The sequence below is a fragment of the Arthrobacter sp. Y3223151 genome (assembly GCF_059091125.1).
Map to the genome: position 1 here is coordinate 54,772 of NZ_JBNHGI010000015.1, position 15,442 is coordinate 70,213.

General features: G+C 71.0%; 14 protein-coding genes. 3 read left to right on the forward strand and 11 right to left on the reverse strand.

Features of this window, described 5'->3' with window-relative positions; translation table 11 throughout:
- The first annotated feature begins 139 nt into the window (after positions 1–139).
- Positions 140–1,957 (forward strand): ABC transporter ATP-binding protein, encoded by a 1,818-nt coding sequence (locus AC5RUP_RS15810; RefSeq protein WP_494158738.1) that lies wholly within the window; start codon positions 140–142, stop codon positions 1,955–1,957.
- Between the two features lie 52 nt (positions 1,958–2,009).
- Here AC5RUP_RS15810 and AC5RUP_RS15815 read toward each other — a convergent pair whose 3' ends face one another.
- The 6 genes from AC5RUP_RS15815 to AC5RUP_RS15840 are packed head-to-tail and all read right to left on the reverse strand — an operon-like array spanning position 2,010 to position 7,590.
- Positions 2,010–2,993: a glycosyltransferase gene (locus AC5RUP_RS15815; RefSeq protein ID WP_494158739.1), complete on the reverse strand. Its 984-nt coding sequence runs from the start codon at positions 2,991–2,993 to the stop codon at positions 2,010–2,012.
- 3 nt (positions 2,994–2,996) lie between these two features.
- Entirely contained in the window at positions 2,997–4,133 is a 1,137-nt protein-coding gene (locus tag AC5RUP_RS15820) for a glycosyltransferase (protein ID WP_494158740.1), read from the reverse strand.
- Positions 4,126–5,352: a glycosyltransferase gene (locus AC5RUP_RS15825; protein WP_494158741.1), complete on the reverse strand. Its 1,227-nt coding sequence runs from the start codon at positions 5,350–5,352 to the stop codon at positions 4,126–4,128. Before AC5RUP_RS15825 ends, AC5RUP_RS15820 begins: the two co-directional genes overlap by 8 nt.
- The gene (locus AC5RUP_RS15830) at positions 5,349–5,732 is read right to left on the reverse strand and encodes a DUF2304 domain-containing protein (protein ID WP_494154999.1); all 384 of its coding nucleotides are present in this window, start codon (positions 5,730–5,732) and stop codon (positions 5,349–5,351) included. The genes AC5RUP_RS15825 and AC5RUP_RS15830 overlap by 4 nt, the downstream gene beginning before the upstream one ends.
- 4 nt (positions 5,733–5,736) lie before the next feature.
- The gene (locus tag AC5RUP_RS15835) at positions 5,737–6,402 is read right to left on the reverse strand and encodes a glycosyltransferase family 2 protein (protein ID WP_494155000.1); all 666 of its coding nucleotides are present in this window, start codon (positions 6,400–6,402) and stop codon (positions 5,737–5,739) included.
- A 27-nt stretch (positions 6,403–6,429) separates the two neighbouring features.
- The gene (locus AC5RUP_RS15840) at positions 6,430–7,590 is read right to left on the reverse strand and encodes a glycosyltransferase (RefSeq protein ID WP_494155001.1); all 1,161 of its coding nucleotides are present in this window, start codon (positions 7,588–7,590) and stop codon (positions 6,430–6,432) included.
- 303 nt (positions 7,591–7,893) lie between these two features.
- Here AC5RUP_RS15840 and AC5RUP_RS15845 point away from each other — a divergent pair, with 303 nt between their 5' ends.
- Positions 7,894–9,033 (forward strand): glycosyltransferase, encoded by a 1,140-nt coding sequence (locus AC5RUP_RS15845; protein ID WP_494155197.1) that lies wholly within the window; start codon positions 7,894–7,896, stop codon positions 9,031–9,033.
- A 105-nt stretch (positions 9,034–9,138) separates the two neighbouring features.
- On the opposite strand, the gene AC5RUP_RS15850 is transcribed toward AC5RUP_RS15845, so the two are convergent.
- From AC5RUP_RS15850 to AC5RUP_RS15870, 5 genes are all read right to left on the reverse strand, one after another.
- On the reverse strand, positions 9,139–10,323 hold the full coding sequence (locus AC5RUP_RS15850) for a glycosyltransferase (RefSeq protein ID WP_494158742.1): 1,185 nt from the start codon (positions 10,321–10,323) through the stop codon (positions 9,139–9,141).
- Positions 10,323–11,393 carry a Gfo/Idh/MocA family protein gene (locus AC5RUP_RS15855; protein ID WP_494158745.1) on the reverse strand — a complete coding sequence of 357 codons (1,071 nt, stop codon included), beginning with the start codon at positions 11,391–11,393 and terminating at the stop codon, positions 10,323–10,325. The genes AC5RUP_RS15850 and AC5RUP_RS15855 overlap by 1 nt, the downstream gene beginning before the upstream one ends.
- A gap of 2 nt (positions 11,394–11,395) precedes the next feature.
- Positions 11,396–12,490 carry a DegT/DnrJ/EryC1/StrS family aminotransferase gene (locus AC5RUP_RS15860; RefSeq protein ID WP_494154124.1) on the reverse strand — a complete coding sequence of 365 codons (1,095 nt, stop codon included), beginning with the start codon at positions 12,488–12,490 and terminating at the stop codon, positions 11,396–11,398.
- Positions 12,487–13,107: an acyltransferase gene (locus AC5RUP_RS15865; protein ID WP_494158746.1), complete on the reverse strand. Its 621-nt coding sequence runs from the start codon at positions 13,105–13,107 to the stop codon at positions 12,487–12,489. The genes AC5RUP_RS15860 and AC5RUP_RS15865 overlap by 4 nt, the downstream gene beginning before the upstream one ends.
- 61 nt (positions 13,108–13,168) lie before the next feature.
- Entirely contained in the window at positions 13,169–14,458 is a 1,290-nt protein-coding gene (locus tag AC5RUP_RS15870; protein WP_494155091.1) for a nucleotide sugar dehydrogenase, read from the reverse strand.
- 153 nt (positions 14,459–14,611) lie between these two features.
- Between AC5RUP_RS15870 and AC5RUP_RS15875 the strand changes: the two genes are divergently transcribed.
- Positions 14,612–15,442 (forward strand): FHA domain-containing protein (locus tag AC5RUP_RS15875; RefSeq protein ID WP_494158743.1); only part of this gene is annotated, 831 nt, incomplete at its 3' end.

Below are 15,442 nucleotides of genomic sequence, written 5' to 3' on the forward strand. Positions count from 1 at the left end.
TCCACCGACCCTAGCGGCCGGTCTTCGGACCGGCCAGTCCCGCACCCCGATTGTGGAGAATCCGTCCCATCTTCGATCCGCCGCTGGCCAGCAGCCCTCGCAAGTGATAAGTGCAAAATGCAATAGGCTGAAGGGCAGTATGAAAAGCATCCTCGACGTCCTTGTGCCCCTGCTGCGTACCCTGCCCGACGGCAGCCGGCGATTCCTGACCGGTTATGGTGCCGCCTCCGCGGCCTTGGCCCTGCTGGATGTCGTCGCCTTGGGGCTGATCGCCGCGCTGCTGCCGGCCCTCGTGGGCAGCTCCGACGCCGAGCTGCCCCTCGTGGGCAACGTCGCCGAAAACGGGCTGGCCCTGCCGCTGCTCGCCTTTATCTGCCTGCTGATCGTGCTCAAGGGAGTGCTGGCCGTCCTGCTGCTGCGCTTCGCCACCAAGCGCTTCGCCCGGCACGAGGTGGCCATCGGCGACCGCCTCTTCGCCGCCTACCTCGCCTCCCCGTGGGAGAAGCGGCTCGGCCGCAACTCGGCCGAGATCGTGCGCTCCGTCGACGTCGGCGTGGGGATCACCGTTTCGGGAGTCCTGATGCCGGCGATGAGCCTGTTCGGCGAGCTGGGCACCCTGGTGGCGGTCGTCGTCGTGCTGTTCGTGGCCCAGCCGCTGATCGCGGTGGTGACCATGATCTACCTGGGCCTGGTGGCGCTGCTGCTGGCCAAGGTGATCTCCCCGCGCGCCGTGGCGATCGGCCGGGAAAACCGGGAGTGGTCCAACCGCACCGCCAAGACCCTGTACGAGGCGCTGGGCGCGCTCAAGGAAATCACCCTGGCCGGGCGCGGCCCCGAGGTGCAGGAGCAGGTGCACGGCACCCGGACGAAGTCCTCGATAGCGCGCGCCGGCGCCATCCAGATCTCGCAGATCCCGCGTTACGTGCTGGAGACCGCCCTGGTCCTGGGCTTCGCTCTGCTGGGCGGCGTGGGCTACCTGACCGGCGGACCCGCCGGGGCGGTCAGCGCCGTCGGCCTGTTCGCCGTCGCGGGGTTCCGCCTGATCCCCTCGCTGACCCGCATGCAGGCCGTGCAGTCTTCCGTGAACACCAGCGCGTCTTTCGCCCGGCAGATCGTCGAGGACATCCACGAGGGCGAAGCCGAAATGTCCCGGCTGCGCGACGAGCGCCCGCAGCACGAGCTGCCGGACAACGCCGCCGACATCGAACTGCAGGACGTCGCCTTCAGCTATCCGGATACCGCGGCGCCGGCCCTGCACGACGTTTACATTCGGATACCGGCCGGCAGCCACGTGGCCTTCGTCGGTGCATCCGGCGCCGGCAAGTCGACGATGGTGGACCTGCTCCTGGGCCTGCTCGAGCCGAGCCGCGGGCGCATCCTGGTGGGCGGCGAGCCCATGGAGTTCGTGCTGGATTCCTGGCGGCGGCGCATCGGCTACGTGCCGCAGGAGGTCTCGCTCTTCGACGCCTCGATCGCGCAGAACGTCGCCCTGGCCTGGGACCAGTCCCGGGTGGACCGCGAGCGCGTGGCCATTGCGCTGCGGCGCGCGCAACTGCTGGACACGGTGATGGGGCGCGACGGCGGCCTGGACGCCCTGGTCGGTGAGCGCGGCATGGCGCTCTCCGGCGGGCAGCGGCAGCGGCTCGGCATCGCCCGCGCCCTGTATGACAACCCCCGGGTGCTCGTCATGGACGAGGCCACCTCCGCACTCGACACCGCCACCGAGGCGGCGGTGACGACGGCGATCCGGCAGCTGCACGGCGACGTCACCGTCATTACCGTGGCGCACCGGCTGGCGACGATCCGGGACGCCGACATCGTGTTCTTCATGCGCGGCGGAACGGTGGCCGCCGCCGGAACCTTCGACGAGGTGGTGGCCACCGTGCCGGACTTCGCCGAACAGGCTGCCCTCGCCGGCCTCGGAAAGACCGGGAAGCCGGTGGAAGAACACAGCTGAGCCGGCGCCCGTCGCCGGCCGCTCCGGTCCCCTCGGGCCGGAACCGTCAGGCTTAGCCTGCTGCCGCCTCGGCGTAGATGCCCGCCAGCCGGTGCACCAGGCCTGCCGGGTCGTGGTGTTCCCGGAGCCAGGCGCGGCCGTCCAGGGTTGCGGAGGTGCGGGACGGGTTCTCCAGCGCCGCCGCGGCCGCAGCCGCGAGCGCGTCGGCCGACTCCCCCCGCAGCACGGGAGGCGACCGGTAGTACCCCTCCCCCGGCTGCATCACAACGGGAACCCCGATGCCGATGGCCTGCAGTTCGCTCATGGCCAGGATGCCGGCGGTCTGGCCGATCACCACATGTGCAGAGGCGAGCCAGCGCAGGTACGCGGGCTTGGGCATCTTCCGAACCATCACGACGCCGAGCTCCGCCGCCCGGGAGGCGCCGCCGCCCCACTCCAGCCCCTGCAGCTCCACCTCGCCGCCCGCGGCCACCTGCAGGGCCCGCACCAGCTCCAGCTGCCGCCGGCCGCCCTTGGAGTCATCCCAGCGGGAGGCGAAAACGATCCGCGGCCTGGCGGCGGGCCGCCATTCGGGCAGTTCCTCCAGGTCCACCGGGTTCGGCAGGTACACGGCGTCGGCGCGGGCCGTTTCCGCGTGTTCCCGCAGGTCCGGGGTGGAGTACAGCACCTGCACGGCGTGGTCCGCGCCCCACTGCAGCGCGGGCCGGCGGACGGGATCGTAGTACTGGGTGCGGATGTCCGTGCCGTGGAAATGCAGCACGAAGGGCTTGACCGGCCGGGACCGCACCACGCCGATCCGCGACCCCGAGTGCACGTGCAGCAGGTCCGACCGCAGGATGGCGGCGGCCCGCCGCGCCTGCCAGGCGGCCCCGGCGGCGAGCTTCCCGGCCCGGCCCGCGGCCGACGACGGGGCGCCCTCCTGCGGCGTGACGTTGAAGTGCCGCCACGGGCGCCCCGACCGCCGGCCGTACTTGACCAGGGTGGCCCCGACGTCGGCGGCGTCGTAGATGTGCAGGACGCGCGGTTCTGCTGCCACCGCTCAGGCCTCCTGCCGGGCGAACAGACCGTCCACGGCCTGCCCCCAGCCCTTGATCTGGTGCTCGGAGGACAGCTCGCGGGCGGCGGCGTGCGCGTTGGCCTTCCACTCGTCCACCAGCTGCGGCGTCAGGGTCTTGAGCACCTCCACCAGGGCCGCGGGCGTGAAGTCGGCGGTGACGGCGCCCAGTCCGTGCCGGCGCAGCAGCGTCTCCATGGCCGGCGAGGGCCCGATGATCAGTCCGGTGCGGGCCTGGACGGCCTCGAAGAACTTGTTCGGCAGCGCGTGCGCCAGGTTGAAGTTGGTGGGCGGGATGATGGAGACGGCGACGTCGTATTCCGCCACGGTGTCCACCAACCGGTCGTACGGGACGGGCTCGCGGAACCGCACGCGCGGCAGTTCCTCGCCCAGCGCCTTGAGCTCGGCGACGTAGGCCGGCTCGTTGGGCATCACGATCAGGTCCAGCTCCAGGTGCTCCGGCGCGCCGCGCATGGCCTCCATGATGTCTTCGATCTTGCGGTAGCGCTGTCCCGCGGAGCTGTAGATCATCCGGATCTTCGCGCCGGTGGGCCGCGGCTGCAGGTCCGCGTAGGGCGCGGCGTTGGTGACCACGGAGGCGGCGACGCCGAAGTCCTTGGTGTACTGCTCGGCGATGCCCTCCGCCACCGTGGTCACCGAGCGCACGGCCGGCAGGTAGGTGCGGCAGAGCCAGCGGACGTAGGGAGCGACCAGCGCCCGCCAGGCCGGTTTGTTGAAGTGCTCCTTGGGCGCGAATTCGTGCAGGTCGGCGTGGACGCCGCGGTCCGGGCCAAGGCTCAGCGCCAGCGGGACGGTGTTGGTGTCGTTGGCCAGCACCGCGTCGAAGCGCTGGCCGCGCAGCAGCTTCCGGGCCTGCGCCACGGCGGCAATGTTCCAATACACGTCCACGTAGCGGCGCAGGGCGAGCCGCCGGGGGTCGCGCGGCCAGCTGGCCAGCGCGGTGTCCAGCTCGAAGTGCCCGGCGACGCCGTCCGGCGCGGGGCCGTAGCCGCAGGTGAACACCCGGTACTTGTCCTTGAACAGGGTGATCTGCTTGAGCACCCGCGGGTCGCTGCGCAGCGGCGAGAGCGAGAGGATCAGCAGGGATCGGGCATCAGTCACGGGGCTGCCTTACGTCGGGGCTGGCGGATTCCGGGGCGGCGGAGGAGCCGTTGGTCCCGGCGGGACAGCCCGCCGCGGCGGCCGGGCCGGCCTGCGGCCGGGCGTCGCGCAGCCGGCAGGCGGCGGTGAACGCGAGCGAGTTCAGGTTGGTCCGCAGCGGGGCTTCGCGCCGGGCGTTGTCCGGCCAGCGCCGGGTGAAGGTGCGTTGCAGCGCGCCGGCGGCCTCCCGCCGTCGTATGTCCGAGGCAAGGTCCGCGGCGGAGGCCGCATCCCGCAGGGCCAGCAGCAGCCGTTCGTCCGGGGCGCCCAGCAGGCGCGGCGCCCCGGGGGCGGCGTCGGTCAGGGAGCGGACGACGGCGGACATCGCCTCCCGGTCCTCGGCTCCCCAGGCGAAGTCCGCCCCACGGCGGAGCGCCGCGCTGATGATGTGGCCGCGCAGCAGCTTCACCGCGATGGCCTCGCGCCGGGCGGCGGGCAGCGCTTGGTACCAGTCCCCAGATACCAGCGACTCGACGTCCTGAAACTGGGCGCGCAGCGGCAGCACGGCCGCGGTGACGCGTTCCTCCGCGTCCTCTCCCACCAAGTACGCCGGGGCGTGGGCCGGGTAGGCGATCCTTTCGCCCGAGAACCATAGGCGCAGGCCGAATTCCAGGTCCTCCCCGGTGCGCAGCCCTTCGGTCAGCCGCAGGCCCAACCGGCCGACCGCCTCGCGCCGGATCAGTCCCAGAGGTGCCGTCCGGTAGGCCAGGCGGTCGCGCAGCGGATCCACCAGCGGGCCCCTGATCACCCGGGCGCGGGGTGTGAGGATGCGTGCGCCGCCGCGGTAGCGGAGGGGCGCGACGACGGCGACCGCGCCGGTGGCGTGCGCGGCGTCCAGCCAGGCGGACACGGCGCCGGGTTCAAGTGTGTCGTCGGACCCCATGATGCCGACAAATTGAGCCCGGGCCTGGCCCAGCCCGTGGTTGAACGGCCCGGCCGGGGACGGTACCCCGTCCGCCAGTTCCAGCACCCGGACGGTCTCCGGCACGCCGGCCAGCTGCCGGCGCACGGGAGTCGGTTCCATGTTGTGGCACACCACCGTGGCCCCCACGCGCCCCGGCGCCGCGGCCAGGACCGAGTCCACGGCGCGCCGGACCGGCCGGTCGGCGGTATGGACGGCGATCACGATCTCGGCTTCCGGACCGCCGTCGTGGCGGCGACGACTTTCCGGCACCGTCATGGCGCGGTTCCCGGGCGTGCCACGTCGTTCGGTCCGGCGAGGTCATCCGGCTTAGGAACCTCGTCCAGGGCGAGGCGCCGGGCCAGCTTGGTGATCCGCTCCTCGAGTTGCCGGGTGCGCTGGAAAGAGCTCGCCATGTAGATCAGGAAGCACACGATCAGCCCATACAGCACCAGGTCCGTGCCGCGGCCGATGCCGAGCGCATTCGCCACGGCGGTCAGGATGCCCGGGAAGAACACGGACAGCGCGGCCATGACGGCGAAGAGCATCAGCAGGATGCGGCGCACGGCCTGGTGCCGGGCGTTCTGGCCCCCGCGCATCAGCGCCAGCGCGCCGAGGGCGACGGCCAGGACCAGGACGATTTGGACGACTATGAGCATGGGTTCACCGGAAGAATAGGTCAGCGAGGATGTTGATGCCGTTGAGCAGGGACTGCCCCTTGGACTTGGAATATTCCGTGTAGACGATGTGTACCGGTTGCTCCACCACGCGGGCGTCGAGGGCGGAGAACTGGTGGATTAGTTCGGATGCGTGTGCCATCCGGTTTTGGGTCAGGTGGATCCTCCGGGCCACGTCGGCGGACATGGCACGGAGTCCATTGTGTGCATCCGTCAGGCGGTAGCCGGTGGCTATTCGGGACTGGATGGCTGCCGTGCGCAGCACCAGGCGCTTGAGCGCCGAGACGTCGGCCCGGCCGTCGAGGAAGCGGGAACCAAGCACGACGTCCGCTTCGCCGGCCCTGATCCGTGCCAGCATCGCCTCGGCGTCTTGGACCCGGTGCTGGCCGTCCGCGTCGAACGTGATGATAGCATCCAACTGCGGATCCTGCACGGCATATTCGATTCCTGTTTGCAACGCGGCGCCTTGGCCCAGATTCACCGGGTGAACAACGACGACGGCGCCGGCCTTGCGGGCCAAGGCCGCGGAATCGTCGGTGCTGCCGTCGTCCACGCACACGACGTGCGGAAAGGTCTCGCGCAACTCCCGGATAACTGAACCGACGACGGTTGCCTCGTTGTACATTGGCACGACGACCCAGCAGCGACTCACCCGCCTAGTATTCCATACAGGGAATGGTCACGGCTGTTCCGGAGCCAACGGGCCCTGCCGCCCGGTGGCCTGCGGTTGGGCTGCGACGTCTTGATAGTGGCCGTCCAGCTCCCGCACGCTGCCCGCCAGGCTCCGCTGGTCCACCACGAACTTGCGCGCGTCGCGGCGCATGGCCAGGTACTCTGCGCTGCCCAGCTGCAGCAGTTGCTGCAGCCCGTCCTGCAACTGGTTGTACTCGGCCTCCGGTGCCAGCAGGCCGGTGACGCCGTCGTCCATCATTTCGGGAATGCCGCCGCTGCGGTACGCCAGGACGGGTGTGCCGCAGGCTTGGGCTTCAAGGAGCACCAGTCCGGCGGCTTCGCGGGCGCCGCCGGCTTCCTGGCTGGGGGCCACGAGGACATGTGCCCGCTGCAGCCAGGAGCGGATCGCGCTCCGGTCCTGGCGGCCCAGGTAGTCGATGTGCGGATGGCTGGCGGCCTGCTCGGCGACGGTGTCCCGCAGGGGCCCGTCTCCGATCACCACGAGCCGGTGCCGGGCCTTGCGCCAGACGGCCAGGGAGGCGTCCAACAGATCACGGATGCCCTTTTGTGTGTTCAGCCGGCCGACGAAGAGCACCACCGGCATCTCATCGGCCTGGTAGCGGGCCGGCTCGAAGTAGTCGGTATCGACGCCCTGGTAATGCACCTGTATTTTCGCGCTGTCCAGGTCCAGCTCCGCGGCGCGGCCGGCCATGTAGTTGCTGACCACTAGGATGCGGGTGCTGTGCGCCGCCGCGGCAAGTACGTTCCGGTGGTGCCACCGGGCCATCATCGTGTCCGCGGGATTGCCCAGCGCCACCACGTCGGAGCCGTGCATGGTGGTGATCAGCGGCGCCCCGGACACGATGGAGGCCTTTACGGCGGGTGTTGACCAGGTGGCGAAGTGCTGATGGATGATGTCCGGTGCAAACCGGCCCACGGCGACGGTCATGGCGGGCATGAAGGCCGGCATCATGAGTTCGCGGCGCCGGAAGCCCAGCCGCGGCACCGGGACGAAGTCCGTGATCGGGACCGTGACGGAGGAATCCTCGATCTCCGCCACCAGTGTGAAGACACGGAAGTCGTGCCTGTCCTTCAACCGTTCGGCATGCGCCGTGGCGAAGTACGTTGGCGGAATCCGCAATGTGCTCTTGGTGATGGCGATTTTCACAGGGCTCCCGGACCTAGGTGGGTGGGCTGCAGCCAGCTCGGCTTATCGCCATCCTAGCCCGGTGTCCTGAACGCCAGCCCGGTGCTCCGGGCGGCCTCGCCGGGCACGCTGCCTCGCAGCCGGGGGCACTGCTGCCATGAGCCCGGCTGCCCTGGGCCGCGGGCCTGCAGCCCGGGCTCGCGTCCTCCTCTCGCGCCGCAGCCCGCCGCGCCCGGTGCGCCCTCGCGCCGCCGCGGATCGATTCCGGGACGGTAATCTTTCAGTGTCCGGGAATCGTCCGGCGATCAGCAATAAGGAGCAGCGGTGGCCCAGCAGATCCTGTGTATCTCGTTCTCGGATATCCAGGCAGATTCCCGGGTGCTGCGGCAGCTGAAGCTGTTGGCCGAAGCCGGTGAGGTCACCACCCTCAGCTACGGCAAGCGTCCCCCCGGAGCCACCCACCACCTGGAGATTGACGCGTCGCTGCCCTCGCTGCCGCAGACGCCGCTGGGAGTACTGCTGTTGGCGCTGCGCCTGCACTCTGCGGTGGAGCTTGCCGCACCCGCCATTAAGCAGGCCCGCGAGCTGGTGGTGGGACGCCGCTTCGACCTGGTCGTGGCGAATGAGGCGCGAGCCCTGCCTCTGGCCCACGCCGTGGCACAGGGGGCACCGGTGTGGGGAGACATGCACGAGTGGGCGCCGGAGGAACGCTCCCACGTGCTGCCCTGGCGGTTGCTGGTCGCGCCATATATGCACAGGCTCTGCGCCAAGTACCTGCCGAGCAGCGCTGCGGTCACCGCCGTCAACGGCTCGATCGCCCGGATGTATGCGGACCAGTTCGGCTGCACCGTGGAGGTGGTCCGCAACGCGGGGCCGTTCCGGCAGCTGGATCCGTCGGCCCCTTTGCCGGGGAAGATCCGCCTGGTCCACAGCGGCGCCGCCATACCCGGCCGTAACCTGGAAGGCACCATCGACGCCGTTAAGCTGCTCGATGACCGGTTCACATTGGATCTGTACCTGGTCAAGGCGCGCGACGGCGGACGCTACTGGCAGCAGCTCAAGGACCTGGCCGACGGCGACGAACGCATCACCTTTCACGACGCGGTGCCGCCGGAAGAGCTGCCCGCCACCCTCAATGCCTACGACGTCGGGGTCTTTTCCCTTCCGCCGCAGACGATGAACCACCGGTTTATGTTGCCGAACAAGTTCTTCGATTTCGTCCAGGCGCGGCTGGCCCTGGTGTTCAGCCCGTCCCCGGAGACCGCGGCGCTGATGAAGGCCTACGACCTGGGCGTGGTGACCGAGGACTTCAGCACCGAGTCGCTGGCCCGGGCGCTGGCGTCGCTGACCACCGAACAGGTGGACAAGTACAAGGCCAACGCGCACGGAGCCGCGGCGGCGCTCAGTTCGGCCGAGGACGAGGCCGTCACCAGGGGCATCCTCGCGGCCCTGCTGACGCCCTGACAGAGGCCGACACCGGAGGCATCCCTTCGTCCCTGCCGGCGCCCCGGACCGAGGGCGACACCGGAGGCATCCTCGCGGCCCTGCCGACGCCCCGACCAGCCGGCGTCAGCGCGGCCGAGAGCCTTTCGCGGCGTCCGCGACGGCCTCGGCGGCGCGGGCGCCCACGCTCCGTAGCGAGTAGTTCCGTTCGACCCAGGCGGACAGCCGGCCGCGCTCGGCGTCGTCCGGGGTCCGTTCCAGCGCGGCGGCCAGGGCCTCGGCCACCTGGCCGGCGTCCCAGTCCACGCTCTGGCCCAGCCCGTGGTCGGCCACCAGCTGCCGCAGCGGGCCGACGCCGGCGTAGACCACGGGCGTGCCGCAGCTCAGCGAGACGAAGGCCTTGGTGGCGAAGGCAAAGTCATAGCCGCGGGCCGGCCGCACGGAGGCCAGCCCCGCGGCGGCCGAGCGCAGCGCGCCGGCGATCGTGCCGCCGTCGGCCGTTCCCATGAAGCGGATGCGCTCCCCCGCCGGTGCCGCCCGCCGGCGCAGCTCCTCCAGCTCCACGCCGCCGCCGTACATCAGCAGCCTCGTGTCGGGGTACCGTTCCATGATCTTGAGGAATCCGTCCACGAACACGCCGGCGCCTTGGATCTCGGACATGGTTCCGGCGTAGACGAAGGTGGGGCCGGGGTGGGTATCGCGGGGCCCGTTCAGGCTGAAGGTGCCGGTGTCAATGCCGGTGCCCACCTCGGCCACGTTGGCGCGTCCGGAGGTCAACCGCGCCAGTGCCTGGGTCACGCCCGTCGAGATGCTCAGGACGCCGGCTGCGCCGGTCACGACCCAGCGTTCCACGGTCCGCAGCACCTTGACCACCTGCGGGTGCACGCCGATTCCGGCCGCCGCATCTGAGCTGACGTCGGCGGAAAAATACACGTAGGGGCGGCGCCGCAGCGCGGCCGCGACCCGGACCACCACGCCGGTGGTCGGCGGCGGTTCCACGAGCAGCACGTCGAAGGGTTTCTGCGCCAGCAGGCGGAAGAACAGCGGGATGTCGAAGCTGGCGTACTGCAGGTAGCCCCGCACGGCACCGCTGGCATCCCGCAGCACCGGCCAGCGCAGGATCTCGGCGCCGTGGCGGCCGTATTCACCGTCACCCGCCGCGGCCCGGAGTTGCTTCGGGGGCCGGGTGGTGAGCACGGTGACCTGGTGCCCGGCCTCGGTCAGCGCCTGCACGGTGGCGGCCAGCCGGTAGGCGGCGGCGCCGGCCTCCGGCGCATAGATCCGGGTGGCCAGCACGATCCGCAGGCCCATCAGGCGTGCAGCCCGACGGTGCGGGATTCCTTCGCGCTGGCGATCATGGCTTCGGCGACGCGCAGCGTGTTCAGCCCTTCGCGCATGGTGACGATGGTGGCCGCCGGGCGGCCGGGGCGGGCACCGCCGTCGTGCGGGGCTGCCGGGGAACCCGGCGGCAGTCCGCGCGTGGCGAGCACGGCGTCGCGGAAGGCTTCGTGTTCGACCTTCAGCGGTTCCCGCTTGGGGATGGCCAGGCGGGTGATGTTGCCTTCGGAGACGCCGCGGAAGTTGGCCACGGACTCCCATTCGGTGTCGATGGTGCCGTTTTCGTGGAAGGTCAGGTCGGCGGACAGGGTGTCGGCCACGAAGGCGCCGCGTTCGCCGGTGACCACGGTGACGCGTTCCTTCGTCGGCGACAGCCAGTTCACCAGATGGCTGGTGATTACGCCGTTGTCCAGCAGTCCGGTGGCCGCCACCATGTCCTCATGCTCGCGGCCGGAGCGGATGGTGGTGTTGGCGCTGACGGACGCGTAGGCGGCCTGCGCCAGCCAGGCGGTGAGGTCGATGTCGTGCGTGCCCAGGTCCTTGATCACGCCCACGTCGGCGATCCGCGCCGGGAAGGGGCCCTGCCGGCGGGTGGCGACCTGGAAGATCCGGCCGAGTTCACCCGATTCCAGCCGGGCGCGCAGCGACTGCAGCGCCGGGTTGTAGCGTTCGATGTGGCCGACGGCGCCGACCAGCCCGCGCGATTCGAACGCGGCGGCCAGTTTCTCGCCGCCGGCCACGGTGTCGGCGATCGGCTTCTCCACCATGGTGTGCACGCCGGCCTCGGCCAGGGCGAGGCCGACCTCCTCGTGCAGGCCGGTGGGCACCGCGCACATGGCAATGTCGATACCGGCCGCGATCAGTTCCTCGACGCCGCCAAGGACGGGCAGGCCGGGCGCCGCGTCGTGCGGGTCGCCGTACGCGTCCGCGACGGCCACCAGTTCCACGCCCTCGGTCTCGCGGAGCACCCGGGCGTGGTGGCGGCCCATCATGCCCAGGCCGATCAGTCCGGCGCGCAGCACTGTCTTGCCGTTCCCTGCCATGCTCACGCCCCTGCCTTCGCGAGTGCGTTGACCGCCGTGGCGATCCGGTCCAGGTCCTCGGCGTCGAGCGAGGGATGCACCGGCAGCGAGAGCACCTCCGCCGCCGCGGCTTCGGTCACCGGCAGGTCCGTGGCGACGTTGAAGGAGGGCAGCCGGTGGTTCGGGATCGGATAGTAGACCCCGGACCCGATCCCGTATTCGTCCTTCAGCGCGGCGGCGAACCGGTCCCGCTCCCCCGCGCCGATCCGCACGGTGTACTGGTGGTAGACGTGGACCGCCCCGGCGGCCACCTTCGGCGTGCCCACGCCGTCCAGGTTCGCGTCCAGGAACGCGGCGTTGGCCCGGCGCCGTTCGGTCCAGCCGAGGACCTTGCCCAGCTGCACCCGGCCAATCGCGGCGTGCAGGTTGGTCATCCGGGCGTTGAAGCCGACCAGTTCGTTTTCGTATTGGCGTTCCATGCCCTGGTTGCGCAGCAGCTGCAGCCGGCGCGCCACCTCGTCGCTGCCGGTGGACACCATGCCGCCTTCGCCGGAGGTCATGTTCTTGGTCGGGTACAGGCTGAACATCGCGAACTCGCCGAACGTGCCCACCGGCCGGCCGCCCAGCGACGCGCCGTGGGCCTGGGCTGCGTCCTCGAAGAGCAGCAGCGACTTCTCCGCGGCCAGCCTGCCCAGCGCGTCCATGTCGGCCGGGTGCCCGTACAGGTGCACCGGCATGACGGCCCTGGTCCGGCCGGTCACCGCGGCCCGGACCGCCTCCGGGTCCAGGCAGTAGTGCTCCGGCTCGATGTCGGCGAACACCGGGGTGGCGCCGGTCAGGGCCACCGAGTTCGCGGTGGCCGCGAAGGTGAAGGACGGGACGATGACCTCGTCGCCCGGGCCGATGCCGGCGGCCAGCAGGCCCAGGTGCAGGCCCGAGGTCCCGGAATTGACCGCCACCGCGTGCCGGCCGTCCAGCAGCACCTGCGAGAACTCCCGCTCGAAGGCGGCGACCTCCGACCCCTGGGCGAGCATGCCGGAGGCCAGCACGGCGTCGACCGCGGCCCGTTCCTCGTCCCCGATGATCGGCTTCGCAGCCGGTATGAAGTCCTTGCTCACTGCTGTTCTCCTCCGGTTTCGTCTGAAACTTCGTGCAACACGCCCTCGTCCTCCCGGTACCGGGCGCCGGTCGCCGGGCACTCCCACCCCGACGGGTCCGCCGGGTCTTGGACCAGCCGCTGTCCGGCCCGGCCCACCCAGCCGATCCGCCTGGCCGGAACCCCGGCCACGAGGGCGAAGTCGGGCACGTCGCGGGTGACCACGGAGCCGGCGGCCACGGTGGCCCAGACACCGATGGTCACCGGGGCCACGCAGACCGCCCGCGCGCCGATCGACGCGCCGTCGCGGATGTCCACGCCCACCGGCGTCCAGTCCTCGGCGCTCTTCAGCGACCCGTCCGGGGCGACCGCCCGCGGGTAGGTGTCGTTGGTCAGCACGACCGCCGGGCCGATGAACACCCCGCGGCCCAGCCGCGCCGGCTCGTACACCAGCGCATAATTCTGGATCTTGCAGTTGTCCCCGGCCTGCACGCCGGTGCCGATGTAGGCGCCCCGGCCCACGATGCAGTTCTCTCCCAGCACCGCGCCCTCGCGGACCTGCGCCAGATGCCAGATCTTCGTGCCCTCGCCCAGCCGGGCGGCGTCGGCGACGTCCGCCGAATCGGCGATGAACGCCATGGGTTCCTTCTTTCCGCTCACGACCGCTGCTCCACTGTCCATTGCGTCTTCGCTCCGGCCCTCAGGCCTTGCCGATCACCCGGTACGCCACGCCCGGCCACCGGTCGGCCGAGCTGACCCGCCGGCCGTCGACGAACACCTTCACACCGGGAAGGTCGTCCGGGCCCAGCTGCGCATATTCGGCGTGGTCGGCCTGCACCACCGCGGCGTCGGCCGGCTCGCCCAGCCGGTAGGGCGTGAAGCCCAGGGCATCGAGTTCGGCGTCGCTGAACATTGGATCATGGACGACGGCGGTGCCTCCCCGGGCGTTGATCGCCTCCACCGCGCCGAACACCCCGGAGAACGCCGTCTCCTTCACGCCGCCGCGGTAGGCAGCGCCCAGCACGGCCACGCGCGCGCCGGCCAGATCACCGTACGCGCCCTCCAGCAGGCCGATCGTGTAGTCCGGCATGCCCGCGTTCGCGGCCCGGGCGGCAGCCACCACCGTGGCCGACGGATCGTTCCACAGGTACAGCCGCGGGTACACCGGGATGCAGTGCCCGCCGACGGCGATGCCGGGCTGGTGGATATGGCTGTAGGGCTGGGAGTTGGACGCCTCGATCACCTGGTAGATGTCGATCCCGGCGGTCGCGGCATAGCGGGCGAACTGGTTCGCCAACCCGATGTTCACGTCCCGGTAGGTGGTCTCGGCGAGCTTGGCCAACTCGGAGGCCTCCGCCGAGCCCAAGTCCCAGACGCCGTTGCCGCGCGGCAGGTCAGGGCGGTCGTCGAAGTCCAGCACCGCCTCGTAAAATTCCTGCGCCGCCGCGGCACCGGCCCCGGAAAGCCCGCCGATGAGCTTGGGATACTTGCGCAGGTCCTCGAACACCCGCCCGGTCAGCACCCGCTCCGGGGAAAAGACCACATGGAAGTCCTCGCCCTCGACCAGGCCGGAGCCGGCCTCGAGCATCGGCTTCCACCGGGTCCGGGTGGTGCCCACCGGCAGCGTGGTCTCGTACGAGACCAGCGTGCCCGGCGTCAGGTGCCGGGCCAGCTCCTGCGTGGCGGCATCCATCCAACCGAAGTCAGGCTTGGCCTCCGCGTCCACGAACAGCGGAACCACCAGCACCACGGCGTCCGCTCCCGGCACCGCGTCCGCATAGTCGGTGGTCGCCCGCAGCCTGCCCGCAGGCACCAGCTCGGCCAGCCTCTCCTGCAGCCCCGCCTCGCCCGGGAACGGCTCGGTTGCGGCGTTGACCAGGTCCACCACGGCGGCATTCACATCCACGCCGATGACGTCGTGCCCCTTCGAGGCGAACTGGGCGGCCAGCGGCAACCCGATCTTTCCCAGAGCAATGACAGCGATCTTCAAGAGCTAAGGCCTTTTCTCGTGGTGTCGGTGTGTCGGCCTTTCGGCCCAGAGTCAAGGGTATCGCTAGTTGCCGCAGCTTCCGGTTCCGCAGGTTATCCACATAGCGGGCGATGCAGAGGAAAGTGGGACTCCCTTCTGCCTAGGTTCCTTGTCATGGTCCTTCATCTGACGCTGGCGGCCGCCCCCGGCCTTCCGGCCACCGCAGCGGCCTGGGTCGCCGCGCATGCCGATGCCGTCGCGGGGCTGGAATGCGGAAGCAGCGCCGCGCCGTTGGCGGCCTGGCTGGGCGGGCGCCTGCCCGGGGCGGCGTTCACGGTGGCCGGACTGAGGCTGTCCTCCCTCACCGCCGGCGTGTCCCCGCTGGTCGATGGCGCCGTCGTCGTCTGCGCCCCGGACGCGGTGGTGGTGCCGTGCCGGGAACCGCCCGCGCTGCCGCCGCTGCTTTTGGCCGTCACCGCGGGCCCCAACGCCGGCCGGTTGTTCGCCCTCGGGCGCGGCAGCTTCAGCGTCGGCCGGCATGCCTGCGCGCTGACCATCGCGGACCCGGCGCTGTCGCGGCTGCATGCCACCCTGGACGTCACCGACCGCCAGGTGGTGCTGCGCGACGCCGGGTCGTCCAACGGCATCGTTTGGCGTGGCCGGCGCACCCGGCAGGTCGTGCTGCGGGCAGGCCGCAGCGTGCGGATCGGTGCCACCCGGCTGCGGCTGGTCGTGGGCAGCGAACCGGACGAACCATTCCGGCCGGACACGGACCTGGCCGATCCGGTGCCCGTGGCTGAAAAGCCTCCGGAGCAACGGACCAGGACGGCGTTGCTGCTGGCCGGGCTTCCGTTGCTCGCCGGGTTCGCGCTGGCCCTGCTGACGGGCCTGTGGTTCTTCCTGGTCTTCAGCGCCATGTCCCTGCTGGCCGCCGGCGTGCCCTACGCCGCCGGGCGCCGGCAGCGCCGCCGCTACCGGGCCGCGGTGCACGCGGCGGCGGCAGCC